Annotated in this window: 30 protein-coding genes; 5 read left to right on the top strand and 25 right to left on the bottom strand. The window is 46.1% G+C overall.

Going from position 1 to position 26,340, the window contains the following annotated elements; translation table 11 throughout:
• Window positions 1-7: 7 nt before the first annotated feature.
• Complete coding sequence (murI, locus tag MKY98_RS11020; protein ID WP_029519057.1) at window positions 8-811, bottom strand: glutamate racemase; 804 nt, start codon at window positions 809-811, stop codon at window positions 8-10.
• A 291-nt stretch (window positions 812-1,102) separates the two neighbouring features.
• Between murI and MKY98_RS11015 the strand changes: the two genes are divergently transcribed.
• Complete coding sequence (locus MKY98_RS11015; protein ID WP_029519056.1) at window positions 1,103-1,729, top strand: FMN-dependent NADH-azoreductase; 627 nt, start codon at window positions 1,103-1,105, stop codon at window positions 1,727-1,729.
• Between the two features lie 147 nt (window positions 1,730-1,876).
• On the opposite strand, the gene MKY98_RS11010 is transcribed toward MKY98_RS11015, so the two are convergent.
• The 8 genes from MKY98_RS11010 to zwf form a co-directional block, all read right to left on the bottom strand.
• Window positions 1,877-2,386: a hypothetical protein gene (locus MKY98_RS11010; RefSeq protein WP_029519055.1), complete on the bottom strand. Its 510-nt coding sequence runs from the start codon at window positions 2,384-2,386 to the stop codon at window positions 1,877-1,879.
• Window positions 2,387-2,559: 173 nt separating this feature from the next.
• Window positions 2,560-2,715 (bottom strand): hypothetical protein, encoded by a 156-nt coding sequence (locus MKY98_RS11005; RefSeq protein WP_023988309.1) that lies wholly within the window; start codon window positions 2,713-2,715, stop codon window positions 2,560-2,562.
• A 489-nt stretch (window positions 2,716-3,204) separates the two neighbouring features.
• Window positions 3,205-4,290: a lactonase family protein gene (locus MKY98_RS11000; RefSeq protein WP_039273468.1), complete on the bottom strand. Its 1,086-nt coding sequence runs from the start codon at window positions 4,288-4,290 to the stop codon at window positions 3,205-3,207.
• Window positions 4,291-4,359: 69 nt separating this feature from the next.
• Window positions 4,360-4,806 (bottom strand): OsmC family protein, encoded by a 447-nt coding sequence (locus MKY98_RS10995; protein WP_069010234.1) that lies wholly within the window; start codon window positions 4,804-4,806, stop codon window positions 4,360-4,362.
• Between the two features lie 55 nt (window positions 4,807-4,861).
• Window positions 4,862-6,070: an MFS transporter gene (locus MKY98_RS10990; protein WP_069010235.1), complete on the bottom strand. Its 1,209-nt coding sequence runs from the start codon at window positions 6,068-6,070 to the stop codon at window positions 4,862-4,864.
• Between the two features lie 380 nt (window positions 6,071-6,450).
• Window positions 6,451-7,125 (bottom strand): SOS response-associated peptidase, encoded by a 675-nt coding sequence (locus tag MKY98_RS10985; protein ID WP_069010236.1) that lies wholly within the window; start codon window positions 7,123-7,125, stop codon window positions 6,451-6,453.
• Window positions 7,126-7,281: 156 nt separating this feature from the next.
• Window positions 7,282-8,175, bottom strand: a complete 894-nt coding sequence (gene gnd / locus MKY98_RS10980; protein ID WP_069010237.1) for a phosphogluconate dehydrogenase (NAD(+)-dependent, decarboxylating) — start codon at window positions 8,173-8,175, stop codon at window positions 7,282-7,284.
• A 53-nt stretch (window positions 8,176-8,228) separates the two neighbouring features.
• Window positions 8,229-9,731 carry a glucose-6-phosphate dehydrogenase gene (gene zwf / locus MKY98_RS10975; protein WP_069010238.1) on the bottom strand — a complete coding sequence of 501 codons (1,503 nt, stop codon included), beginning with the start codon at window positions 9,729-9,731 and terminating at the stop codon, window positions 8,229-8,231.
• Window positions 9,732-10,021: 290 nt separating this feature from the next.
• Here zwf and MKY98_RS10970 point away from each other — a divergent pair, with 290 nt between their 5' ends.
• Window positions 10,022-10,342, top strand: a complete 321-nt coding sequence (locus tag MKY98_RS10970; protein WP_007430161.1) for a winged helix-turn-helix transcriptional regulator — start codon at window positions 10,022-10,024, stop codon at window positions 10,340-10,342.
• Window positions 10,343-10,484: 142 nt separating this feature from the next.
• Window positions 10,485-10,814, top strand: coding sequence for a hypothetical protein (locus MKY98_RS10965; RefSeq protein ID WP_069010239.1), 330 nt, complete (start codon window positions 10,485-10,487; stop codon window positions 10,812-10,814).
• A 10-nt stretch (window positions 10,815-10,824) separates the two neighbouring features.
• Here MKY98_RS10965 and MKY98_RS10960 read toward each other — a convergent pair whose 3' ends face one another.
• From MKY98_RS10960 to MKY98_RS10930, 7 genes are all read right to left on the bottom strand, one after another.
• On the bottom strand, window positions 10,825-11,748 hold the full coding sequence (locus MKY98_RS10960; protein ID WP_069010240.1) for an NAD(P)/FAD-dependent oxidoreductase: 924 nt from the start codon (window positions 11,746-11,748) through the stop codon (window positions 10,825-10,827).
• Window positions 11,749-11,988: 240 nt separating this feature from the next.
• The gene (locus MKY98_RS10955; RefSeq protein WP_069010241.1) at window positions 11,989-12,591 is read right to left on the bottom strand and encodes a nitroreductase family protein; all 603 of its coding nucleotides are present in this window, start codon (window positions 12,589-12,591) and stop codon (window positions 11,989-11,991) included.
• Between the two features lie 106 nt (window positions 12,592-12,697).
• The gene (locus tag MKY98_RS10950; protein WP_069010242.1) at window positions 12,698-12,976 is read right to left on the bottom strand and encodes a hypothetical protein; all 279 of its coding nucleotides are present in this window, start codon (window positions 12,974-12,976) and stop codon (window positions 12,698-12,700) included.
• A gap of 130 nt (window positions 12,977-13,106) precedes the next feature.
• The gene (locus MKY98_RS10945) at window positions 13,107-13,433 is read right to left on the bottom strand and encodes a (2Fe-2S) ferredoxin domain-containing protein (protein WP_061830316.1); all 327 of its coding nucleotides are present in this window, start codon (window positions 13,431-13,433) and stop codon (window positions 13,107-13,109) included.
• A 35-nt stretch (window positions 13,434-13,468) separates the two neighbouring features.
• Window positions 13,469-13,969, bottom strand: a complete 501-nt coding sequence (locus MKY98_RS10940; protein WP_069010243.1) for a metallophosphoesterase family protein — start codon at window positions 13,967-13,969, stop codon at window positions 13,469-13,471.
• Window positions 13,970-13,993: 24 nt separating this feature from the next.
• Complete coding sequence (locus tag MKY98_RS10935; protein WP_029519039.1) at window positions 13,994-14,428, bottom strand: Rrf2 family transcriptional regulator; 435 nt, start codon at window positions 14,426-14,428, stop codon at window positions 13,994-13,996.
• Window positions 14,429-14,525: 97 nt separating this feature from the next.
• A complete protein-coding gene (locus MKY98_RS10930) occupies window positions 14,526-14,903 on the bottom strand; it encodes a DivIVA domain-containing protein (protein ID WP_023988297.1) in 378 nt (125 codons plus the stop codon).
• A gap of 144 nt (window positions 14,904-15,047) precedes the next feature.
• Between MKY98_RS10930 and MKY98_RS10925 the strand changes: the two genes are divergently transcribed.
• A complete protein-coding gene (locus tag MKY98_RS10925) occupies window positions 15,048-15,617 on the top strand; it encodes a TraR/DksA C4-type zinc finger protein (protein ID WP_029519038.1) in 570 nt (189 codons plus the stop codon).
• Window positions 15,618-15,731: 114 nt separating this feature from the next.
• Here MKY98_RS10925 and MKY98_RS10920 read toward each other — a convergent pair whose 3' ends face one another.
• The 5 genes from MKY98_RS10920 to hrpB form a co-directional block, all read right to left on the bottom strand.
• Window positions 15,732-16,736, bottom strand: a complete 1,005-nt coding sequence (locus MKY98_RS10920; protein WP_029519037.1) for a Gfo/Idh/MocA family protein — start codon at window positions 16,734-16,736, stop codon at window positions 15,732-15,734.
• Between the two features lie 19 nt (window positions 16,737-16,755).
• The gene (locus MKY98_RS10915; RefSeq protein WP_013310011.1) at window positions 16,756-17,118 is read right to left on the bottom strand and encodes a helix-turn-helix transcriptional regulator; all 363 of its coding nucleotides are present in this window, start codon (window positions 17,116-17,118) and stop codon (window positions 16,756-16,758) included.
• Window positions 17,119-17,433: 315 nt separating this feature from the next.
• Complete coding sequence (locus tag MKY98_RS10910; protein ID WP_029519036.1) at window positions 17,434-18,606, bottom strand: acyltransferase; 1,173 nt, start codon at window positions 18,604-18,606, stop codon at window positions 17,434-17,436.
• Between the two features lie 270 nt (window positions 18,607-18,876).
• The gene (locus tag MKY98_RS10905) at window positions 18,877-19,464 is read right to left on the bottom strand and encodes a general stress protein (RefSeq protein ID WP_029519034.1); all 588 of its coding nucleotides are present in this window, start codon (window positions 19,462-19,464) and stop codon (window positions 18,877-18,879) included.
• A gap of 118 nt (window positions 19,465-19,582) precedes the next feature.
• Window positions 19,583-22,111 (bottom strand): ATP-dependent helicase HrpB, encoded by a 2,529-nt coding sequence (gene hrpB, locus MKY98_RS10900; RefSeq protein ID WP_069010244.1) that lies wholly within the window; start codon window positions 22,109-22,111, stop codon window positions 19,583-19,585.
• Between the two features lie 314 nt (window positions 22,112-22,425).
• On the opposite strand from hrpB, the gene gluQRS reads away from it, so the two are divergent.
• Window positions 22,426-23,421 carry a tRNA glutamyl-Q(34) synthetase GluQRS gene (gluQRS, locus tag MKY98_RS10895; protein ID WP_069010245.1) on the top strand — a complete coding sequence of 332 codons (996 nt, stop codon included), beginning with the start codon at window positions 22,426-22,428 and terminating at the stop codon, window positions 23,419-23,421.
• 64 nt (window positions 23,422-23,485) lie between these two features.
• On the opposite strand, the gene MKY98_RS10890 is transcribed toward gluQRS, so the two are convergent.
• From MKY98_RS10890 to MKY98_RS10875, 4 genes are all read right to left on the bottom strand, one after another.
• A complete protein-coding gene (locus tag MKY98_RS10890) occupies window positions 23,486-23,860 on the bottom strand; it encodes a DnaJ family domain-containing protein (protein WP_069010246.1) in 375 nt (124 codons plus the stop codon).
• Window positions 23,861-23,984: 124 nt separating this feature from the next.
• Window positions 23,985-24,179, bottom strand: coding sequence for a Rha family transcriptional regulator (locus tag MKY98_RS10885; protein ID WP_029517081.1), 195 nt, complete (start codon window positions 24,177-24,179; stop codon window positions 23,985-23,987).
• A 109-nt stretch (window positions 24,180-24,288) separates the two neighbouring features.
• Window positions 24,289-24,456: an aspartyl-phosphate phosphatase Spo0E family protein gene (locus MKY98_RS10880; protein WP_071558834.1), complete on the bottom strand. Its 168-nt coding sequence runs from the start codon at window positions 24,454-24,456 to the stop codon at window positions 24,289-24,291.
• Window positions 24,457-24,760: 304 nt separating this feature from the next.
• The gene (locus MKY98_RS10875; protein WP_208332492.1) at window positions 24,761-26,179 is read right to left on the bottom strand and encodes a helix-turn-helix domain-containing protein; all 1,419 of its coding nucleotides are present in this window, start codon (window positions 26,177-26,179) and stop codon (window positions 24,761-24,763) included.
• Between the last annotated feature and the right edge of the window lie 161 nt (window positions 26,180-26,340).

Here is a 26,340-nt window from a genome sequence, read left to right as displayed (position 1 = left end):
TCTTCTTTTAAAAATAAATCTTTTCATGCTCCGTATAGATTTCAAGCGCCCGCTCCATCTTACGCACATAGGCCTCATCCTGACTAGAACATAGAAATGTAATGTGTCCCGCCTGCGATGGACTGGATTTTGGCGAAGGTTCCAGCAAATTACGCTCAGACAACACCTGTTTCAACCGTCTAACTGTTCCCTGGCTCCCGTCAATTAACTGAATATGAGAAGGCAGTAGTTCCCTTAGAATTTCCTTATAAAAAGGATAATGAGTACATCCCAATACCACCGTACCATATATGTCGAGATTGAACGAAGACAACTCACGGTTAAAATATGCGGACATTTCTGCCCGGTCAAAATTCAACTGTTCGCAATAATGTACTAGCTCCGGCAGAGGTAGTGAGTCCACGCTCCCATGATCGTCAACTCTGGATACGAGTGCTGCATAACAAGATTGTTTCAACGTCAATGGTGTGGCTAACACCAGAACTCTTTTACCATTAGCCCGGTTCATCTCGACCGCTGGCTTCACAGCTGGCTCCATACCAATAATCGGAATAGGATATTCCTTCCTTAGCTCCGCAACCGCGATACTTGTAGCCGTATTGCAGGCAATCACCAGTGCCTTAACATCTTCTTTTAGAATCGTTTGCACTGAAGCCTTGACATAACCAAGCACCTCTTGGGGAGTTTTCGTCCCGTAAGGCACATGAAGGGTATCCGCCATGTATACAAAATTTTCGTTTGGCAAACGTCTTAGTGCCTCGGACAATACTGTAATTCCACCCAATCCTGAATCAAAAAAACCTATCTTCAAGCTACTCACCTTTTTTCATTCAACTATGGTGCCAAATCTTGCTGGCACCATGTTCATTTCCTTCTTCGCCTACTTAAACTATTCTCTTCATTAGACTTTACATTTAAATTTTACCGCAAAACTGATATTTTGCAAAAGAAACACTTGAATTTTACAGTGTAAAAAATAAAGTAGCTTTTCAAAGTAAATTTAATATAAAAGCGTTGACAGATATTATCTTTATATTGTAATATTACATGGTAACTTACTAACTTAACTTACTTATTCAACTTACTTAGGGGGAAATAAATTATGTCTAAAGTATTATTTGTCAAAGCTAATGATCGTACAGCTGAAGAATCTGCAACAGTTAAATTGTATAACGCATTCGTGGAAAGCTACAAATCTTCCCACCCATCTGATGAAATCACTGAGCTGGACCTGTTCTCCGTCGAGCTTCCTTATTTGAACGCTAACATGATCAACGGCACGTTCAAATCCGCTAGAGGCATGGAGCTGAACGCAGAAGAAGCTCGCCTGGCAAACATCGCTAATGGCTACCTGGATCAATTCCTGGCAGCAGACAAAGTCGTATTTGCTTTCCCGCTCTGGAACATGACGATTCCAGCTGTACTGCATACGTACATTGACTACCTGAACCAAGCTGGTAAAACATTCAAATACACTGCTGAGGGTCCTGTGGGTCTTGTAACTGAAACTAAAGTAGCCCTGTTGAATGCAAGAGGCGGCGTTTATTCCGAAGGACCAGCTGCTGCAGCTGAAATGTCCTTGAACTTCATGAGTAACATTTTAACCTTCTTCGGCGTGAAAGACATCGTGAAGGTTGTACTGGAAGGACATAACCAAGCTCCAGATCAAGCACAAGAAATCGTTGCTTCTGCTGTACAACGTGCAGTAGACACAGCAAAATCGTTCTAATCATATATTATGAAGGGAAGAGGATATCCGCGCCCTATATGGGCTGGATATCCTCTTTTTTGTTATAAAATATAAAAACACGTGCTCCCCTGATCTGTAATCAAGTGAAGCACGTGTTTGTGATATGAGATTACGATTACTTCTATTTTAAGGAATGAATTGCTGCACGATTTTTACAACTTTACCGTCACGAAGCGTAACATGGTATGGAAATTGACTGAGGTCCAGAACGTCCTTTTTTGCAAAATCCTTCTCAAACTGTGTCAGCGGAATCGATTCGTTCCATTGTACGTCTGTATCTTCTATGTTACCCGTGTGATCATAAATCTGCACCTCTACCGAAGCATCTGGTGCAACCTGATACACGTCATTTTGCACGGAATTGTTTACGATGTAGTAGCCATCCGGCGCTCCATCCAATCCTGTATTTCCTTCATGCTCCACAAATGCTTTGTCTGCCGCCGCGCCTTCATACCATTCAATCGGGTCTGCCGACAAATAAATTTGTCCGTCACGAATCTCCATTTGGTTTATATATACGGTCTCCTGATTTTCAGCAGCTGCGACAGGCGTGTAGCCTTGCGCTGTTGCTCCTGCCGTCGTAATCAGCATCATCATTAAAGCCAATACGGTCCATTTCGAAGCTAGTTTCATCATGTCTGATCTCTCCTTGCCGTTTGGGTATGTACACGGTGTCTGTAAGCTTCATTACCCTTGTGTACTTATCATAAACGTTGCACGGTTAAAAAGTGTATCAGATACATAAAAAAGAAGTTACGATTTTTTAAGACTTGGTCTTAAAACTTGATAACATGTCCTATTTATCTTTGCTATCTTAATAACCCGACCTGACGTGCCTGTTCTTCGGTGAGAATAAACTCCTCATTTTGCCATACTTCGTCCTCTTTGGTTACAGCAAACATCCCCATGATCTCTGTCCATATTCCTTTGTCGACGGCTTCCTTTTGTGTAATGATAATTTTCATGAGAATTCCTCCTCCTGTAGAAATACATGCAATCCAACGCTGTCGATTTGTGTGGCCCACTACGCGAACAGATGGTAGGTCAAATATAATACTTTTATTTAAAGCCTCTACCTCTTATATGGAACTCGCAATGCTTGTCCTAGATTTACATTATCGGAGTGCTTGAGGGCTTCTTGTCCCGCTTATAACATATGTACCCTTTTCCTACCGATATTATTCGTATCTTATTTGTAACCTTAAAATTTTAGTTTATTTTCGTAGTTAGTGACTTCTTTAGAAATGACTAAGCCCTAAAATAAAAACGGCTGTAGGTTATCCTACGAGCCGTTTTCACTAACAATTTTACTATGCTTGGTTAATCTATTAGTACCATCAACATATACATATTCAATGGCTGTCAAAGCATTAAAGCAACGGAGCGTTCGCCTTTGCCCCTGGATTTCTACCCTTGAACATACAAACAAGAAATCTGGGGGCATTTCCTAATTTTTATACAGAAAAGTAAAAAGGCTGTACGCATACTGGCTTGGACACGGTTACTTGTTGCCCGGTGTAGGTCAAGCGTCCACTTGCCTTGTCCACTTTGAACGTAACGATGTTATTGGTGTCGCGGTTGGCCACGAGCATATGGTTACCATTTGGAGTCAATGCAAAATGGCGTGGATGCTCTCCTTCGGCAGATACATGCTCCACCAAGCTCAGCTTGCCAGTTGCTCCGTCTACAGCGTATACCACAATGCTGTCATGCCCACGGTTGGAACCGTACAGATAAGCTCCATCCTCCGAAATTGCAACTTCAGCAGTTGTGTTTTCACCTGTAAAGTCAGACGGCAATGTCGGTACGCTCTCAAGCTCAGTGAGCTTACCAGCCTCTGCATCATATGCAAAAGAAGTAATGGAAGAATCCACTTCGTTAATGACAAAAGCAAATTTACCATTTGGGTGGAACGTCAAATGACGTGGACCTGCACCTGCATGGGTTTTCGTTTCACCATGAAGCACCAGTTGTCCTTTGCTGTCATCAATGGTATAAACACGGATCAGATCCAGACCGAGATCTTGTACGAACAGGAAGCGACCATCTGGACTAAAGAAACTGGAATGTGGATGTGGACGATCCTGACGTTCAGGGTGCGCTCCTTTGCCCTCGTGCTGTTTAACATCCAGCAACTCACCAATACGTCCGTCCTCAGTCAGAGACACCAGTCCCACCATACCTCCGTGGTAGCTGACTACAATAAGGTAACGATCAGATGGATCACGCTGAATGTGGCAAGTTGTTGCACCCACGTTTTCCGCACGATTCAGCAATGTAAATGTTCCTTTAACTGGATCAATTTCGAAAGCAGAAGCTTCGCCTACTTTTGCTCCTGCAGCAGAAGTCGTCTCCCCAATGGAATACAGCTTCCGATTTTTGACGTCCACATTCAGGAATGTAGGATTTTTCAAGCCGGAGAACTCATCCTGTAGTGTAAGTGCTCCTGTCTGTTCATTAAAAGTATACGAATAAACTCCGTTACCTTCCAATTCGGCGTAAGAGCCTGCGAATACGAGCAATTTTTGTTGCGCTGTCATGGTTGTGTCCTCCTTGGATTAAAAAAATGATGGGCAATTAGAATGATTGCTCCTGTTACAGATATCGCTTTAAGAGGCGCGCTCCACCACGGGCTCTGTGGACAACGTCACATTTCCCGCTACAGCACGCGAGATCATGCATGAGGTTTCTGCCTGCTCTGCCAGTCGCAATGCTTGTTCGATCTGCGATTCTGTCGCATCGGCGGCCAATTGAACCTGCGGACGATGCACAATTCGGCGATATGTAAAAATATTGTTCGTTACATCGACAATCCCTTCGGATTTCAGCGCCAGTGACGCCACCGGGAGACTCGCGCGCTCCATCATCGCCGCCAAAGTAATCAAATAGCAGGTAGCGGCGGCACCGAGCAGCATTTCATCTGGATTGGTGCCCACACCAGGGCCTCCCATCTCGGCCGGGATCGAAATTGCAGTCCGCAACTGTCCAGCCTCAATACGACCGTCACTGTTGCGCCCCCCGTTCCAGTCTGCCTTGAGCAGAAAGGTATGCTCCATTTCAGGTCACTCCTCTCTCTTATATTATGAATCTTCACACAGGTGAATGTAAAGGTTAGTCAATCTCTTGATTTTTGGTTTCCGTACCCAGCAACCATACAGCCGCTGCTCCGATCAAGATAGCTACGAAGAAAATCACAAAGATAGATGGTAACGCTACGCCCTGTCCTACGAGTATACCGACTGCAAAAGGCCCGATAACGCCTCCAATACGACCAAACGCAGCCGCCATACCCACACCGGTTGAACGGACGGATGTCGGGTACAATTCTGGTGTATAGGCGTACATGGCTCCCCATGCACCGAGATTAAAAAAGGACAAGCAGATACCAGCAGCTAGCAGCATTCCCGCCGTTTCCGAGGTGCCAAACCAAATGGCAGACACGGCTGTGAGCAGCAAGTAGATGATCAGTACGAATTTGCGGCCCAGCTTTTCAATTAGATAGGCGGCGGTAAAGTAACCTGGGAGTTGGGCAAGCGTCATGATCAGCACATACTCAAAGCTTTTAACCAGTTCGAAGCCTTTCATAAACATAATGCTAGGCAGCCACAGGAACATGCCGTAGTATGAAAATACAACTGTGAACCATAAAATCCACAGCATCAGCGTAGACTTGCGATTAGGTCCCGACCAAATCGAAGCCAATCGTGCACGCAGCGGAAGTTTAACGCTTTGCAGCTTGTAACGCGGTGAATCATCAATAGCTCTACGCAGATAAAGAGCGTACAGCGCAGGTACTGCGCCGAGAATAAATGCCATTTGCCAACCATACTTTGGAATAACAAAATAAGCAATAAGAGCCGAAAGGATCCAGCCTGCCGCCCAGAAGCTTTCCAGCAGCACAACCGCTCTCCCTCGTTCTTTCACAGGCACTGATTCTGACACCAGCGTCGAAGCAACCGGCAATTCCCCGCCCAAGCCTGCACCAGCAATAAAACGCAGCACCAGCAGCATTCCGAGGCCTGTCGCCAAAGCTGATAAGCCGCTGGCAATAGAAAAGATCAACAATGTCCACACTAAAATGGCGCGTCTGCCGTAACGATCAGCCAAAATCCCCGCCATAGCGGCTCCGAACACCATTCCTATCGAATTCATTGCAGTCAGCAGTCCAATTTGCTCAGATCCCAGATGCCACTCCTTTGCCAACGCTGCGACTATAAATGAAAGCAGCCCCACATCCATAGCATCAAACAACCAGCTAAGCCCTGCGCTAAACAGCAATTTTCTTTTTTTGGCTGGTGGTAATGAAGTTAATTCACTCATGATTTGCTCTCCCTTAAAAATATATCGTATGTAGACGTATATTCAGGTGTCTTGTCACCTGTAGCCTAGCATCTATTGTACCGTAAGCTTCCTTAATCTGCGAGCTTTTTAACACAGAAAAAAACGGAAGATTGCCTACGGCAATTCTCCCGCCTTCTGGAACCTGCCACTTACCGGTTTTGGACCAGACCGATGATCGTCACCATGAGCACCAGCAGCTGGATGAGTGTATCGTTACTCATTCCAATCGCCTCCATCCCATATGAGATACTCCTTCGGCCGTTTCCCCTCTCCCCGGATCATGACGCTTGTTCCCCAATACATACCTATGCAGGTGGCGGGAAGCTTATGATCAATAATGGATGAAAATCTTCATACGTTTAAGGTTTAATCCAGGACCACTGCAAATCCATTTCCTGAATACATTCACGGTTATCATGTTCATCATTGGCCACCAGTGGGGTCACTGGATAGATGCTCATGTCGCCTTGCTCATACGTGCGCAGTAGAGGCAACAGCTCATCTATGTTCTGGACAGACGGATCTAGCCATGAATCTATATGATCAGCTTCCAAAATAGCTGGCATACGGGTATCGAATTCACGTATATCCGTATTGGCCTGAACGGTCATCATCGTACAGGTGCGTAAAGGCTCCTTACGACTATCCTGCCATACTTCATATAGCCCCGCGACCGCAAACATCTTCTGTTCCGGCAGTACCACCCGTACAGCACACATGCGTTTACCCAATTTTCTCCAGTAATAAAATCCATTGCATGGAATGATACAGCGCCGGGTTTCGGCCATCTTGCGATAACTCGGATTTACCCGAACCGTATTCAAATCTGCATTGACACAATCCTTGCCCCAGTAGGGAATAAATCCCCAGCGAAATTCATCAAGTACCCGTTCTCCATCCTGATGCAGCACAATTGGTACATGCTGAGTGGGACTCATGTTATAGCGTGTTTTGTAATAATACATCACCCGTTGTATACCAAAGTGATCCCTTACCTCATCCAAATCAGCCGATAACGAAAACCTTTTGCACATTTGCTATTCATCCTTCCGCCTTTTTCACCTATTGTGCGGATATACAAGGAAAAATATGCATATACAGGTTTTGCTAAAATCCAATAAACGCCAAAACACATAGCAATATCCCCGCAGTTGTGAAGCTACGGGGATAGATACTAGCTTATATTGTTATTACTTCTTTTCTACCGCGTGACCGCCAAATTCATTGCGCAGCGCAGCAACCACTTTCCCGTTGAACGTGTCCGCATCAAGAGAACGATAGCGCATCAGCAGGGACAAAGCAATGACTGGAGTTGCAGCTTGAATGTCCAACGCTTCTTCAACCGTCCATTTTCCTTCACCAGAAGAGTGCATAACCCCACGAATTTCGTCCAGGTTTGCATCTTTGGAAAATGCACGTTCAGTCAAGCCCATCAGCCAAGAGCGAATAACAGAACCGTTGTTCCACACACGCGCTACTTGTTCATAATCAAAGTCAAAGCTGCTTTTTTCTAGCACTTCAAATCCTTCACCGATGGAAGCCATCATGCCGTATTCCACACCGTTATGAACCATTTTCAGAAAATGTCCGCTTCCGGATTTACCTGCATACAGATATCCATTTTCCACTGCTGTGTCGCGGAAAACAGGCTCAACAACCGCCCAAGCTTCCGGATCGCCACCGATCATGTAACAAGCGCCATTGCGTGCGCCTTCCATCCCGCCTGAGGTTCCGGCATCCATGAAGCTGATACCATATTCTTTTAGACGGGCATGACGAGCAATTGACTCTTTGTAATGGGAATTACCACCTTCAATAATGATGTCCCCTTTGGACAACATCGGTTGAAGCTGATCCAGCACAGAGTCAACAATTTGGTGAGGAACCATAATCCACAATACTCTAGGGGATTGAGTTGCCTGTACAAGCTCTTCCAATGTAGAAGCACCTTTAGCTCCATAATCCTTCATTTCTTGGATTGCGGCTGCATTGACGTCGTAAGCGACAAGTTCATGCTTATGATCGATCAAATTTTTTCCGAGATTCAAGCCCATTTTTCCCAAACCAATTAATCCTACTTGCATAGTAAAGGCCTCCTGCCATAGCAAACATATTTTGTATATACTTTCTTAAAGTGTTAAGAACGAACGACTGCTTTCTCAGAGCTTTCGGACTTTTCATCCAACCACCATGTAAAGCCTTGCTCCTCTAACAATTGATCTGAAGCTTCTGGACCGTAAGAGCCTGCTGCATACGTGTGAAGTGGAACCTCACCACGAGCAAAAGCTTCCAGTACAGGTTGAACCCACACCCACGAAAGCTCAACTTCGTTCCAATGAGCAAAAAAGGTGGAATCGCCGCGTAGCGCATCAAAGATGAGGCGCTCATAGGCTTCTGGTACATCCTTGGCCTCGGAATGATAATTCATCAGAACCGTCTCCAGTTGACCATTGTTCAGCGGGTCTCTACTGTTCAGACGCAGCGTTACCTTTTCATCCGGGTTAACATGGATGATCAGCAGGTTCGGGTCAGTCGGTTGCCCTTGAGCGGCATAAGGATCTGTGCTGTCCTTTTTGAATTCCACGACGATACGAGTAGATTTTTCTTTCATGCGTTTGCCGGTACGAATATAGAACGGCACACCCGACCATTGTTCGTTGTCAATCCATAGGCGAGCTGAAATGAAAGTATCATTTTGCGAATCAGGTCCGATATCCGGCTCTTCTTTATAGGAAGGAACTGCTTTTCCGTTGATCTCACCGTTGGTATATTGGCCTCTAACCACGCTGGAAGCAATATCAGAAGGATCAAGTGCACGAAGCGCGTCCATAACCTTGCTTTTTTCGTCACGCACCTGGTCAGCCGTGACATGTCCCGGCTTGTTCATAGCCGCCATCATCAATACCTGCAGCATGTGATTTTGTACCATATCACGAATAGCGCCGGAGTGATCATAGTATCCTGCTCGCTCCTCTACTCCTACAGTCTCAGAAGCGGTAATTTGCACATTGGCGATGTACTGATTGTTCCATATTCCTTGAAGCAACGGATTAGCGAATTTTAAGGCTTCAAGGTTTTGAACCATGGGCTTGCCTAAGTAATGGTCAATACGATAAATCTCATCCTCAGCAAAGGTTCTGCTCAGACGATCATTCAACTCACGTGCGGATTCCAGATCGTGACCAAATGGTTTTTCGATAATGAGCCGTTTCCAACCCTTTGTTTCAGCTAAACCACTCTCCCGAATATTGAGGGCAATCACATCAAAAAATTCCGGTGCCACCGATAAGTAAAACATGCGGTTCCCCGGAATTCCCAAGTCATTTTCACGTTGCTCAGCAAGCTGTAGCAGCTTTTTATAATCTTCCGGGTGGTTGACGTTCAATGCGCTGTAACGGAAAGCACTTAAGAACTGATCCATCTGTGCACGGTCTTCATTCACGTGTCTGGAAAAATCCTTAATGGATTGCTCTACATTACTTTGAAATTGCTCGTCTGCCACTTCACGACGCCCCATCCCAATTACAGAAAAGGAAGCCGGAATTTTACCTTCTACAAACAAATTATACAAGGCAGGGTAAATTTTACGTTTAGCCAAATCCCCTGTCGCTCCAAATAAGACAAATGTCATTGAATCCATGAATTATTCCTTCTTCCCATTATAAAGATGAGGTTATTAAAAGTTACCTGAGGAATTAACGTAACCCATAATACACCCAAAATAAGGGGCAAGTCAATCAAATTTTAGCGAAATCGTGAACATTCGATATATCCTGTAATGATAACGTTTTCTGTGGTATGATTGACGAAAGGAAAGAGAAAAAAATGTTAAATATGTCACAGTTGACACAAAGCGTTATAGTTACTATTGGTATACAGAGTTACTTTTAGTATACTGTTTAAAACAACAATGAAATTGAGGGGATTCAGATGAGCGACGACAGGCAGCCTAAGCTTTTGTGCGGTAAGGTGGAACAGTCCTTTCAGATCATCAGCAAAAAATGGACCGCTCTCATCATTCATACTTTGATGGAACATCCCAAACGATTTAGTGAAATTCACGTCTCCATACCCGATCTTAGCAAACGCATGCTGAACGAACGCATCAAGGAACTAGAGCTTTCCGGCCTGATCCTTCGCAATGTCATCACAGAGCGGCCTGTGCGTACCGAGTATTCGCTGACACGCAAGGGTAAAGAGCTAGGTGATGCATTGAATGGTGTGGAGAGCTGGGCCGAGAGATGGCTTTAACTTCTAACAGGAGATCGTCACACATGGTCTCCTGTTATTGTGTTACCCCATGTGGATCATAATACAGACTACAGTACGAAAATAATGGAACAACCACGCAGCAGCTCATGATTTCAGTCTGAGCCAAGGAAGGAAGAGAACGATGGCATTTGGCATTACCCGGCAGGAGCTTATGGCCTGGAAAAGAGAGGTCAGTCGTGGTGAAATTGCTTTTCTGACACATTACTGGCTGGATGATCGCTTTCCAGGCATTACAACCGTCACCAAGGTGGGATGTTCTGATTTGGACAAGCTGCGCTTATGGTGCAACCATAACGGATTGGACCCCCAATATATTCATCAACGTCAGGCCTATCCGCATTTTGATCTTATCGGCAACAAACAGACAGAAATTTTACGTAAGTACGGCATGAGCGATCAATTAAAACGCTTTGAACTTCATCTCCCAACGAGTACACGCCCATCGTTCTAAACCGCAGCTCTCAGAGCTGCGGTACTTTTGTTTTCATACCCGTTAATACCTTGTGTATCCAAATCGCTGACATAGCTCCTTCTCCCATCGCCACAGTCGCTTGCTCGGCATGAACTCCTAAGTCCCCGGCTACCCACACATTTTCCACATTTGTCATTTTGCTGCGAGGATGAGTTTCAATGTGCTTATTATGCAGCAGATGTACACCCAGTTGCTCTGCCAGCTCTGAATGAACATGATTGCTGCCAAAAGCTAAAAAGCCCCGCTCTGCTCGAACTACTTGTCCATCAGCCAGTCGCACTCCTTCAAAACAGCCCGGTTCTCCGGTTATAATCTCAGAAATAGCGGCTTCCTTATAGCCAATCCCTTTTTCCCACAGCTTTTCGCTCAGCTCGTCCGGCACCTCTGAACGCTCATGATTGACATATACAAGTTGATCGGTGCGCTCTGATAAAATCAGAGCCATGGAAGCTCCTGCTTTGCCAGCCCCCATGACGACCGTACTGCGATCCTGAACCTCATAACCGTCACAATCCGGGCACACATATACACTGTTGCCCAAGCAAGCTTGTAACCCATCCAGTTTTGGAAAACGATCCGTTAGCCCTGTCGCCAACAGCAGCGTCTTTGACGAATACATGGAGCCTTCCTCCACTTGAATGTCAAAAAGCTCATCCCTTTTGACGGCTTTGACCGCCTTTTCTTCAACAAACTCAGTTCCTAGTTTCGTAGCCTCGCTACGTCCACGCCGTCGCAGCTCTTCACCAGAAATTCCCTCAGGAAATCCCAAAATATTATGATATTGATGACACAGCGTAGACCGACCATAGCAGGAATCTATTACCAGCACCCGATGACTGCTGTATCTTCCCAATTGAATGGCTGCTTGCAAACCGGCAATTCCCCCGCCAACAATAATGCAATCATAGTTCATCACTTTTCCTCCTTTGAATGCGCGTTATCCTAGACAGCTGTATAAAACCGCAATCACATCTATGTAAACTTCTCATCCAATTTTAAACATAATATCACCCACTAACGGATGAATTAACCCCTGTGTCCGTACATATCAAAGCTTATATGCCTTAAAAATGGAATGACAAAAAGCACTGTGGATACCCACAGTGCTTTACCAGGTCGAGCCTGAATCGTCATTTTATCGTGAAAATTATAATTATTTAAATGTTTTTACGCGTTCTTCAACAGGCTGGAATTCTTTTTCACCTGGTTGGAATGTCGGTTTACCAAATGGCATTTCAGCAATCAGTTTCCAATGCTCAGGAATGTTCCATTCGTTTTTCACTTTTTCATCAATCAATGGGTTGTAATGCTGAAGGGATGCCCCCAGTCCTTCTTGCTCCAGAGCTGTCCATACAACCAATTGCAACATACCATTAGATTGGTTAGCCCAGATTGGAAAATTGTCCGCATAGGCTTCGAATTGTTGTTGCAGACCAGCTATCACGTTATTGTCTTCAAAGAACAAGACCGTTCCGTAACCGCTGCGGAAACCGTTCATTTTCTCAGCAGTAGATTTGAATTGTTCTTCATTGCCTACCACTTCCCGCAAAATATCTTCTGTAATATTCCACAGTTTGTCATGATGTTCTCCAAGCAACACTACGGCGCGTGAAGTTTGGGAGTTGAACGAGGTAGGTGTGTACTTTACAGCTTCCTCTACAATCTCTTGAATTCGTTGGTCAGAAATGACCTGTTCTTTGCTAATACCATAATAGGAGCGTCTGTCTTTCAGAGCTGTGAAGAAGTCTTTAGCCATTTTGTTACCTCCTGAGAAAAATTAATTACTTTTCGTAACTTAATATATATTACATATATCTTAAAGTCAAGAGTTTTCTTTTTAAATATTACCAGTTAGTTGATAATTATACGCCACTATTATATTTTTTCTCACTGGAAGAGGTGTGCTTGGTTGCATCCTTGTTTCTCTCCTCCTGTCTTTCCATCTTCAAATCCTCTACAGGAATGGCGTCTACCGTCTGCTCGATCTCAAAACGGTCGAACAAGCTTTCCTGCTCTGTCGGATACTGCTCTGCATGATCTCGATTGATCGACTGTTCCTGATGTTGAGACTCCGTTGTTCCTTTCCCCGTCTGTCCTTTCTGCTCATTCTGATCGTGCAGGTTATCTTCAAATGGGGCCATTTTACTTCCCTCCCTATCGGATTGGTGTCCACAGTATACTTTTACCTTTCACATCGGGGATTAAACGCAAAAAAGAGAAAATCTCTGCAAAGATTTTCTCTACTCATGTACTTATAGATGGTTGATTGAATTATTCCGAACTGGATTGACCTGTACACTCATGAAAAAGATGAGGTTCCAGCTTCTCTCCCGTTACGAGCTTCTGCACCAGTTGAGTCCCCGAGTCAGGGGTCATTTGACCATACCAGTCCCCTTGAGGATATACGATCACAACCGCAGCATCATGACAACGCCCATTACAGCGAGTTCTGGTCGTGTGAATATATGCTTCTGCATTTTGTTTACGAATTTCATCCCGAATTGCCTGTGTAACTTCTTCACCCTCATGTCGCATACATGTGCCTCCATTGCAGATCAACACATGATGCTTCATTGGTTCTAATTCAAAAATAGCCATAGCTTCCCCTTTAATCAACAGTTGTTGGTTTTAAATCAATGTTTATCTGGATAAAGAACAAGCTGTGCTTCCATCTGATCAGCTTCAATCGTCAGCACGATAAATGAATATTCGTCTTCGCCACGTTTGTCCGTCGGAGACCCGGGATTAAGGACAAGCTGACCGTCAATCGTTTTGACCACCGGAATATGCGAATGTCCATAAATCAGACAATCCAGCGTTTCTCCCTTAAACGTATTCAATGCGATATTTTCTGTCGTTCCTCGCCAGCCGTGACCGTGAACCATACCGATCCGCTTGCCTTCAACTTCAACGATTCGCTGATAGCCTAAACGCTCCACGATGTCCATTCCATCATTGTTTCCGGCAATGCCTTGCACAGGCGCAAACTCAGCTAGACGTTCATATACGAACCAATCCGTCCAGTCTCCGGCATGGAGAATGAGGTCACTGCCTTTTAACTCCTGTACCAGTCGACTAGGCAGTGTTTTGCCTCTGTGCGGCATATGAGTGTCTGAAAGTACGATGATTTTCATATTAATTGCTCCTTACCAGCGTCTTTACACAGATGAACTTTGTTGCCCCACGCGCTGCTGAAGTGCCTGCTCCAAATCTCGCAGCGTAACGGTCTCGAAAAACGTCTGTATTTTCTGCTCTGCCACGGTATATAAGCCATCCAACAATGCGTCTATGTTCCTGCCTACCTCACAATTAAGATTGCTATCGGTGTGGATGGCGAACAACGGACCTTCATCCTTAGTCGCTTCATAGATCATTTTCAGATTGATGTTTGAACTGGACATACTTAGACGAAAGCCGCGTGCTCCAGGCGACGAATCCACCAAACCCGCTTGCTTGAGTCGGCTCATAATCCTTCTCACAACTACCGGGTTTGTATTGATGCTGGAAGCAATAAGTGACGATGTCATTCGCTCCGGTGCCCCTTCAGCCAGAAGAAGCAGACAATGGATACTAACGGAAAAATGGGTACTCATGTTAACCACCTTTATGTGTGTGCCTCATTAAATGTTTGGTAAAATGCATGTTTCCATCATACCACAATAGAGGCACCAACACAGTGCTTACTGCACCTTACTCCGGAAAATAGTCATTTTCAGGACGTACTCGCACTTTTAATTGGCGTACACTATATTCCAACTGCTTAACGATATCCTCCAGTTGACGACGGTCAAGTCCATTAAGGTCGGCGGCAGGCTTAGGTGCATTTTTCAAATCACGTATGGTTGCCTGCTGCTCCTGCCACTTGTCCATCAGGTCGGCTATATTCGCATAAAAGCGTTCATAATCCTTGATCACTTCATCCAGAAAGGCATCCACCTCGTCCGGATCATAGCCGCGCATCTTATTCTTAAACTGTTTCTCATGAATGGAGAGCGCGTCCAGCTGAATGCCCAGTTGCTTAAACAACTGCTTTTGCTTATCCAGACGACGCTTCATATGTTCATCCATCGGTTATTCCCTCCTTAACACACTATTCTTTTTATATCACATTCTAGGCTGGGAATAAAAGTCTCTGCTGATTGCCCAGCCCTAGGAACGGGTATAAAAGAGCATACGTGTCACTTATCCAGACCACGAAGGGGAGAGATGATCATGAATCATTTGAACGATTCGCAGCTTGCAGAGCTGAAACATATGTTGTTGGAGCAGAAAAAGGATTTAGAAAAGCATTTTGAACAAAACGGTCAGGCAAACGCTCAATTGGGAGAAACACTGACAGATTCCACAGGTGAGCTCTCGTCCTATGACAATCACCCCGCTGATATAGGGACAGAAACCTTTGAACGGTCCCGTGATATGGCGATTAATGATTCGCTGCAAGACGAGCTGGAGCAAGTCAATGCAGCCCTTCAGCGGATAAAGGATGGGACATACGGAATTTGTGTGGAGAGCGGGGAAGAAATTCCTTTTGAACGGTTACAAGCCATTCCATATACAGCCTATACCGTCGAGCACACGCCAACTCGAGAATTATCGAATGACCGTCCGGTAGAGGAACAGGTCATGACTCCGCCGCCCAAGGGTGCAGGTGAGGTTCGCCAACGGAATGCAGGACGATTTGATGATGCGGGCGCATGGGACGCCGTGGAAAAATACGGTACATCGAACTCACCTGCAACTGCCGCCAAGCGTGATGTCACAGATTATGATGAAAATATGTGATGCTCGAATGCCCAAAGACTTATTGAAAATACCTATGTATTTGTCATCTAAAAAAGCAGCTTGTCCTTTTGACAAGGCTGCTTTTTTAGATCTTCTAGGAATACGGTACACCGCTTATCCAATTTCTATCCGTTTCCGACTGCGAGCTGACTCAATACAAGCATCGATCACCTTCATATTGCTCACCGCATCTTCTGGCTCATACGGCAACGGGACACCGTCAAGCACTGCTTTAGCAAAAGCATCCGCTTGCAGTTCAAAAGAATTAAAACCTTTCAGACGTTCCTCACGCGTAACCGAACCGACGTGGACGAAAATTTGCGGTACCACAGACGTTCTTTCCCAGCCGAACATTTTGGGCATCGCAATCGTACCCTTGCTACCGAGAATTTCCATGTTGGAACGATTGGCTGCCCACATGCCACAATCGAAAGTAAGATTGATTCCACCCGGAAATTCCAGCAAGCCGGAAGCCATCATATCGACGTTGTCATGCTCCGGGGAAAATAAGGCATGTACCGTCACTGCCTCCGGCTCCCGATCCAAATACATACGAGCGGCTGATATCGGATAGACACCCACATCATATAGCGAGCCGCCGCCCATGTTTTTATTAAAGCGCACATTATCTGCCTGATCGGTATTGTTAAACGTAAACGTGCAATGGATGCCGCGAATGTCACCAATTTCCCCACTATTGATAATTTCCTTAATTCTTCGATGTTTGGGATGATAACGATACATAAAAGCCTCTGCAAAGATCACTCCTGCACGTTGACATGCTTCAATCATGCGGCTTGTACCGGCCGAGCTAAGAGAAGATGGTTTTTCACACAAAACGTGCTTCCCAGCCTCCGCCGCCCGAATGGTCCACTCTTCATGCAGATGGTTTGGCAACGGAATGTACACCGCTCCGATTTCGGGATCAGCCAACAGTTCATCATAGCTTCCATAACTTTTTGGAATATCGAACTCCCGGGCGGCCTCAGCGGCTTTATCCGCATTACGACTAGCAATCCCAAGCACTTCTCCGCGTTCGGATTGCTGAATCGCAGGAATTACAGCGATTTGGGCGATCTCCGCAGTGCCTAAAATTCCCCATTTCAGCTTTCTACCCATCATTCTCATCCTTTCGTGGTTAGGAATAGTTGTCTTGTTCCGCTTTGTGCAGCATACCTAAGCAACGGTCCAAATCAGCTTTGACCTGCTTCTTGTACAGTCGGGCTTTCTCCTCCCCATCATCTGTAAAGTGATAGAGTACAATCTCCTGAAAATCCACGCGCGGGTCTGTTCCTTTCAATCGCTTGGTACGGTAAAAAACGCCTTCCTGTACCAGCTCATGCAGCGCCCGGTAAACTTCGCTCTGAGGCGGAACATATCCAAACCCACTAAACTCATCCTTCATCGATTCGAGCATCTGATATCCATAACCGCGATGCCTCTCCACCATTGTGATCAGATAAATTTTGATAAAAGCCCGCTGGGATATCATAAACGCCATTTCACAGCCTCCTCCACACCTTATTCATACACCTTACCTTCCATTATAAACCACTCTGCGTCCATAGACTATTTCCTTTGATGATATGAGAGCTTATGAGAACTCTCCATCCCTTGTGACCTGTTTTAAGATGGCGAGAGATATAGAATGAGGCGATATAGAGTAGTGTGCGAAGTGCTGAGAAATGAGTTTATGGTTTACTATTATGAACTTTTCATATGTTGAAATAATATAATATCAGTTAAAAAAGTATCCCTTGGCCTTATTTCTTGGCTTTGGGATACTCTTGTGAACATATGTGATTGGATTATCAAATCAAGCTTGCTTTTGTACGGCTGGCGGACTCCCAGTCGGGCGAGGACGAACCCGAAGCCCCACGATCCATTTGCCCAGAGGCAAACGTGCCAGCAGCCATGTTCCGGCAACGGAAAAGATCATACAGAGAACGAATGAAGCCAGCATACGAAGAACGTGGCTCCAGTCTGCAAACAACGTCTCGTCAAAATAATAGGTCACACGCAGCATAAAGGCATGCATGAGATACGCTCCATAGGACAACGTTCCGATGGCCGTCAGCATACTCGCCGCACGTCCCCCCTTATGAGCAATCCACGTCGCTACCCGATAAGCTACAAAAATAGACGCGACGCAATATACAGCCATGACCGGACGCAGCAGAGACAAATAGTTAAAGGAAAGAACTGTACCTTGCGGTGTCTGGAACTGACCGATCATCTCATACAGCAAGTAGCCAGTAATTACGATAAACAACGGCCAGTATATCATTTGTGCTTTGGTTACCCATGCATTCCAACGCTTGACGTTCATCCCGGCTGCCGCTCCCAGCACAAAATAAAAGAAAAAGTAGATCACATTCCGGTCAGCATACAGGGTAAACCAAGAGGTAATGACCGGAAGCTGGAGCTTATCCATCGCTTGGTATACGGGTCCAACGGCGAACATGAGCAAAATATATAGCACGCCGAATACAGCCAATGCAGCGGGTCGCCATGTTGATGGCAGTAGCGCAGACAAACGACGGACAGCATAACGAAACACAGGAAATAACACATAACATTGAATAATCATTACGATGTACCACAGATGATAGCTACTTTTCCCGTTCAACAGCTTCTGGAAAAAATCCAGCGGGTGAATATATCCTCCACTTTGAGCAAGCTGATTTCCCAATTCGTATAAAAGAGACCATATGATATAAGGAACGATGATGTCCAGGAATCTTTTACGTAAAAACGTTCCGTACTTTAAGGCTCCATCATAATTGTAAAATAGCACCATTCCAGTGATAAATACAAACACAGGAACTGCAAATTTGGAACACAGCAGTAAAAGTGTCATCAATACCCCGTCCTGGACGCGCGCCCCCTGCGCAACCGCATAGTGTGCGACGGAATGCTGAAGAACAACGGCCGCAAAAGCCAGCCCTCTCAGCAAAGCGACTTCGGAAATTCTCTCTTTTTGACTCATGCCACTCTCCTGTTACATCTAGCAATTTATAAATCCAGGATTTTTTCAAAATCCTCAATCTATTATAACGACAATTCTGTAAAAATATATAGAAGGTTAAACGTGCCAACGGCAAGCTTAGCATCATTTATCTCAGATTTATTCTATGATCCACAAATATGTAAAAACAGCAGTCCTCCCTCTCGGGGAGACTGCTGCTGTAGAAACAACCCATATACAAAGGAGATAGGAAAGCCTGTTAAATCACGTTCTCAACTAGCCGTTAGGTTTTTACAGGTTCCTTCTCGTATCTGTGTATGCATCTGTACGCGGCGTGTCTGCCAACGTATCATCATACGTTCTGTAACGATCCGCATTCAGCGAACGGTTGGTGCGGAAAATATCATAAACATCCCTGTTATGGTCAGCGGAGTCCACCAGCACTAAAATCTTGCCCTGATCGACGTAAGTCTCGTATTGACGTGCATCATCTTCCGGAATACCCAGCCCGACCAGTCCACCGACCAAGCCACCTGCTCCCGCTCCGACAGCTGCTCCGGTAAGGGTAGCCGCGATAGGTCCAGCAGCGAGGATTGGTCCGATACCTGGAATAGCCAAGGCCCCGATGCCCGCCAGCAACCCAGCAACGCCGCCTACAACGCCGCCGGTAGCCGCACCGGTCGCTACACCCTCCGGTGCTTTGGTGCCTGTCTCTTCACTAATCGTCCTCAACTCGTCACGGTCACGGGTGATCACAGAAATTTCACTGCTTGGGATTCCTTTGCTCTGCAATTGTCCTATCGCACGAGATGCTTCCTGCTCTGTATCAAAAACACCAACAATCTTCTTTTCATTATAATCGTTTAAGTTATTAGCCATGATAGTTGCCTCCCAATATTTTAGTGTTGAGTGGTTCGTTTTTCATTACCCCGCTATTATGACGTTTAAACGATTTTACAAAAATTCAAAAAGTCGATTAGCATAAAACAGCTTCTATTTAACGCTTTGGCTTTGCTCTGTTGGTCGCCACAGCTTCCAGTGGATCATCCGGCCAATAATGCTTGGGATATCTGCCTTTCAGGTCCTTTTTGACTTCAAAATAAGCCTCGCTCCAGAAGCTGGACAAGTCGGATGTCACTTGGACAGGTCGCTGGGCAGGTGACAGTAAATGCAATACAATGGGCACACGTCCGCGTCCAATACGAGGCGTATCCCTCATACCGAACAATTCTTGTAGTCGTACGGCCAGCGCTGGTGCCTCAGGATTCGAATAATCGACAGGAATGCGGGAACCGCTGGGTACACGGATATGCGTCGGCGCTTCCTGATCAAGCTGCTGCCGCTGTTCCCAGTCCAGCCTGCCAAGCAGCAATGCAGCACTGTCCAGCCGTTGCAGATCGGATACGTTTTTGGCTCCTAGAGCAAAAGGCAACAGCCACGATTCCAGTGAATCCAGCAATGCCAATTCCGTGCAGTCCGGCCAGTCTTCAGGCGCTGAGAAGTGCATAAAAATCAAACGAGCCTGCAACTGGAGGGTTTGCCGATTCCATGACAACAGCTTCAGACCGCGTTCACGGACACCCTGCATCAAGGCGGCAGCAACTTCCTCTGCCGGAGGTCGCTCATAGGACGTTTCCTTTAAGACGAGTGAGCCCAGTCGCAGTACCTTGCGGGCTCTCACTGCTGAGGCGGAGCTATCCCAGTATACGCTGGCTTGTTCCAGCAACAAATCGCTGCAATGCTGGGTCAGCTCTTGCAGTTCAACCGGTGCCGCCAACTGAATGGCACCATCTGCTCCCTCGTCGTCCACTTCGGCGGCGACGAGATAGGATGAACGCGACATCCACTCCACTTGTCGGAGTCGCGCGCCCCGGCCGCCGCTAAGCAAAAAGCGGCCGTCCCCTCGGCCCTGCGCGATCCGATCCGGATACGCAAAGGCCAATAGCAGCCCGCAAGCCGCGGAGCCGTCAGGCTCGTCCTGCGCTGCGACTACTGTCGGCAGCGAGGCTAGCAACTGCCGGCTCTCTTGCACGATACGGCGAATCACCGTATCGTCTGCCGTCCGCAGCAGGCTGTGCGTGCTGCGGGCATGGGTCGCCTCGCGCAGGGCATCCAGCCGCGGGCGCAAATCCGTTCCGCCATGGGCGCGGAACGGGTCCCGCTCTTGCAGCAGCGCAGCCAGACGGCTGGCAATCAGGGCCAGGCCAAGGGCTGCTGCACGCAACAGCATGTGCCCGAGGCGTGGGTGCGTGCTCAGGGCGGACACCTCGCGCCCATGCGCGGTGATGACGCCTGTAGTGCCATCGGCTGCTTCATCCAGACAGCCGAGCTGGTGCAGCAGACCTGTGGCCTGGCCGTACGCGGCCTCAGGCGGGGCATCCAGCCAGGCCAGCTCGGCGGGCTCGCGCACGCCCCAGGCCGCCAGCTCCAGCGCGAGCGGGGCCAGATCCGCCGCCGCGATCTCCGGGCGGCTGGCTTCGGGGAGCGCTGCATGCTCCTGCGCGCTCCACATCCGGTAGCATACGCCCGGCTGGAGACGCCCCGCCCGTCCGCGCCGCTGGTCGGCGGAGGCCTTGGACACCTTGACGGTAGTCAAACGGCTCATGCCAGTTCGCGCGGAAAACAACGATTCCCGCGACAGTCCGCTATCGATCACCACCGTGATCCCGGCGATGGTCAAGCTGGACTCGGCAATCGAGGTGGCCAATACCACTTTTCGACTGCCCGAAGCCGATGGTCGTATTGCCTCATCCTGCTGCTCCAGCTTCATGCTGCCGTACAGCGGAATTACTTTGACGTGTGCTGGTAAATGCTTTGAAGCCAATTCTCGTTCCGTTCTATGAATTTCTCTGGCCCCTGGTAAAAACACCAGCAGATCGCCTTCATGAGCATGAAGCGCCTTTTCTACTGTCTCAGCCGTAAAGGACTCTAATGAGGTTGACGAAGGCTTGGACATATGGAAGGTTTCTACCGGAAATACGGTGCCTGGACATTTCAGTAATGGCGCATCCCCTAATAGTCTACATACAGGCTCTGCCTCCAAGGTGGCAGACATGATCAATATCTTCAAATCCGGTCGCAGCAGCGCCTGGCTTTGCAGGGCAAGTGCCAATCCCAAGTCTGCATGCAGGCTGCGCTCATGAAACTCATCAAACATAATCAGCCCGACTCCCTCCAACGCCTGATCATGTTGCAACATCCGGGTGAGTACGCCTTCCGTAACCACCTCAATCCGCGTGTTTGGCCCTACTTTTGTATCCATGCGAACCCGGTAGCCCACCGTCTTTCCGGTGGGCTCTCCCAGCGTTTTTGCCATTTGTGCTGCTGCTGCACGTGCTGCCAAACGCCTCGGCTCCAGCATAATTATCTTTTGCCCTACCAGCCACGGCTCATGCAGTAGCTCCAGCGGTGTTACCGTCGTTTTCCCCGCTCCCGGCTGTGCAATCAGTACCGCCGCCGAATGAGATTGCAGTGTATGTTTAAGCTCGGGGATCACTTGCATAATAGGCAGTTGTTTATCTGTCAATGAAATCTCTCCAATGATACGCTTGATGCGTAGAATCTAAGTTTTAGTTCTTTTATTATTGTGAATTTTTCATTACCTGTAATTATTGAATAGAAAAGGTTAAGCTGCCCTCTGGAACTTCTCCTCGGTCTGTCATACATAATTCTTCTAAATCTATTATACAGATATTTAAATTTCCCGTCTGATCATCGCGGCTATGTATGCTTCGTCTTTAGCTTCTATACCTATCGGGATGCACTCACGGCAAGATCGTTTTATAATATAGTTGATATGGATTGCTGAAGGACGGAACACAGAATCGAGGTCACTTTCGTATGGAATTACAGGCCCAACCCATCAGAGGGCGATTTGCCCCAACACCATCGGGATGGATACACTTAGGAAATGCTCGTACCGCCTTATTATCCTGGCTGCACGTTCGTTCCCTGGGCGGAACCTATATTTTGCGCATGGAAGATATTGATATGACGCGAGCTCGCAGCCAGTTGGCGCAAGGGATAATGGAAGATTTGCGCTGGATCGGTCTGAACTGGGACGAAGGACCCGACGTAGGCGGTGCCTACGGTCCCTACACTCAAAGCCAGCGGCTGGATCGCTTCCAATCTGCATTGGAGAAGCTACAGGGGCATGATTTGCTATATCCTTGTTTTTGCAGTCGGGCTGACATTCTGGCTGCCTCTCATGCTCCACATGGACTGTCTGGTGAAGGACCCGCATATTCAGGGGCATGTCGTAATCTTAGCTCTCAAGATGCCGTAGCCAAAGCACAGCATAAACTCCCTTCACTTCGCTTTAAAGTACCGCAAAGTCCAGATGCCGTTATTTCGTTTCATGATCAGGTAGCAGGTCATGTGACCTTCGGTGCGGCAGAAGGCGGCGATTTTATCGTTAAACGAGCGGACGGCATGTTTTCCTATCAGCTGGCTGTCGTTGTCGATGATGCGGATATGCATATGACCGACGTACTCCGCGGGTATGATCTTCTCGATTCAACGCCCCGTCAGCTATTGCTGTACCAAGCTTTGGGCTTGCAGCCGCCACGTTTCGCACACGTTCCCCTTGTCCTAGGCCCTGATGGACGAAGGCTGGCCAAACGACATGGTGGCGTAGCACTCCGAGCCATGCGTCGACAAGGGGTCTCACCGGAAGCAGTCATTGGCTGGCTCGCCTATTTTTCAGGGCTGCTGGATTCACCCGAGCCTGTGAAGGCAGTAGATTTAATCGATGACTTTCATTTAGACAAACTGCCCAAAGAATCCGTCATCCTGACGAAGCAATGCCTCACGAGATTATCTGCACTGCAACAGTAATGAGGTAAAGCGTAGAAATTAAAGTGTACGGGCAAGGGCCTTCCGCCCTTCGCTCCTCTTGTTTCTATTCCTCCAGTCGCTTACGCATAGCGGACTCATATTCATAAAATACAGACGACGTATTCAGCCCTCTTTCCTCCAGCAGCATACGGAGACGAAGTGATTTTTCAGTCAGCCTGCGACTGATCCGCTCTTGCTCTCCCGCCTCATGACAAGCGTGAAGCAAATCACGTAGCTGGACACATTCCTTTTGCAGCTGAAGCTCTTCCGGTAAAATGCCTGCATTCTTCAACAGCTTGTACGACATCCGCAGCTCCTCTGGAACATGTGACAAATCCTCGATCACCAGTGGCTTGCCCTCTCCCGGTAAATGATCAAATTCCCCTTTGGCCATCGCCTCCGCAATCTTCTGCTCTGCCATTCTGGAGAACATTCCCATCGACCCTTTCCACTCCTTGTATTAAGCATCCTATGTATAATCTATATTAAATAAACCCGGAGTTCTTTGCCACTGTAGCTTACATATCATTAGGATGTCTTGTATCCATAAAAGAGAAAGGGAGTTATTCTTCGATCCCCAGCAATTGAGATACTTGTACTCTATATTTTTTGGCCTTACGTGTTCCATGAATGAGATTAGACAAGCGGCTAGCAGGAATATGGTAGGTATCACAAAATGTTCTCTGATCCATTTGCCTCTCGACTAGCTTTTCTTTGATTTTCCAGCCAAAAGGGGTTACAGGATTTCGTTTGTTCAACAACGTTATCACCTCTTCATAGTATAAGATTTAGGATTTAGGATTTTGATTGGGGTTTGGAGATTGGATTTCACGCTCTTCCTTTAGCAATATGGCATGAACTCATTTGTTAGGATTTCATTTTGTATATTTGGTATTGATTCAATAGTTCATCCAGTTTCATGGATTGTTCAATCACTTTGGGATGCGTTAAAAATCCGTATTTCTTCTGGACTTGGTACAGTCTTTTTCTGGCCCGTTCGACACGAAGTAAAGTCACACCTGGATTCATCAGCATGATTCCCCCTTCTGTGTCATATCTTAATGCAAAACGTAAATTTTTGGATTTTTTTAAAATACGCTTACCAAAAAAAAGTGCTTCTGGAATATTCCAGAGGCACTTTTTGTCGGTATATGTTTATTTTTAGTTGGTTTCAAGTTGTTCACAGGGTAGTTTCAATCAACAACACCACCCATTAACAAAAAAGTTTAGTGAATGTTAATTCTTATTTTACCTTTAAGCACCTCCAATAGTATCGTTAAGCTGAATAATATGGTGTTGGTTATAATCATGATTAGGTACAGCCACGATAAATAAAAAGCTAGCTGCGACGATCAGAAGAACCATTTTTCTTAACATTGTCTAACCACACCTTTTCAATGAAATTTAAAAACTGCGTCTTTGTTTCATGTGCTGCATTCATTCTGAAATGTAAGAATAATCCCATGCAGTTTATAAAATAAGTTTCATTATTTATTATATGTGACTTTAGCATTGCATACATCAAGTGTTTAAAACCATCGTTATACCTCCCTTGATGCAAATAGTAATAAGCTAACTCGTATCCAAGACGTGCAAACTGTTCTGGTATCACTTGTTGGGTATACATATCAGATGACGGATTGTGTTGGGCAAATAAGTCAATTTTCTTTTTAAACCTTCGAAGTATATGATCTACATCTATACTATACTGGTTTGCCGCCGACATAACATTCAACACTTTTGTAACCATTTCTTTTTCAGAAGCATCTGGCGATGCAGCAATATATTCAACATAATTGTTTAGTACACTTATATCTCCAGATAATAGTTTATAGGTGTAGATATTACCTTCTGCCCAATCTTGAAACTGTTTAATCCAATGCAGAGTATCCTCGTCAGTCTCTTTGACCCAATCTAAATTAGCATAGGCGTATGTATATTCTAATGCCTGCTCATAATCGCCTTTGGCCTCATATACACTGGCACACAGTAAATCAGAATATGTAATGTACACAAATAATGGACGGCTCAGCCTCTTTTCAATTTCCGCAGGCTTTCGTTTTTTCTGCTGATGCTCTAATGTATATTGGATTTCCGCTTTATCTCTCATTTTTCGAGCAGTCACATCAAGCCGATCCCATAAACGCAAAGAACGATACACATTCGCCAAATCTTTTAGCGCATCAAGTTGGTCTATTTCATCCAGGCGTTCCACGAAGGGTTCAAATAGCGTTGCTGCCTTGAGATTACGGCTTTGGTCGTCTCCAACTTGAATCGAGAATATACGATATTGGCAGGTGGCCAAGCGTTCAGAATGCTGATATTTCTCCACTTCTGCGACATTCTCATAGAGAGGCAGCGCAGCAGCATGTCGTCCCTGTTCAAATAATGCTTCTGCAACATCAAATAGCCTGGACGCATACAGCGGATTATCCATGATATGCCCTACCATTCGACGGATTGCATCCAGCTTGTCCAGTTCTGCACAACGATACAATAATGGCTCGATTCGCCTAAAATTCGGGGAAAGATCAATGATGTAATTTTCTATGTATAGGTCATAAAAATAGCCTTCTGGCAAATCCATAGCCACAGTAATTCGGTCCAGCTGCTGTACGGAAACAGGACGATGCTGAGTAATCCAATTACTAAGCGTTCTTTGATGTACCCCTGAATATTCGGCAAATTGACTCAACGTCATATCATTTTGTTTTAGATAATACTCAAACTCCGCTGAAATCGTAGGTGTATGCTTCAAGTCATAACCACCCTTCACATAAAAATTCCATTATTTTAAAAATCACCCTCTATTCTTCTCCATAATTAACCATCTGTCAATATATTATGCAACTAATGTTCATAACGAAAATTCAGCATAACTTACACATATTGAGACATATTGGACGAACGACATCCTGA

It is taken from the genome of Paenibacillus sp. FSL M8-0228 (genome assembly GCF_038007385.1).
In the GTDB taxonomy this organism is placed as follows: Bacteria; Bacillota; Bacilli; order Paenibacillales; family Paenibacillaceae; genus Paenibacillus; species Paenibacillus polymyxa_D.
This window is presented reverse-complemented; position numbering and strand designations above follow the sequence as displayed.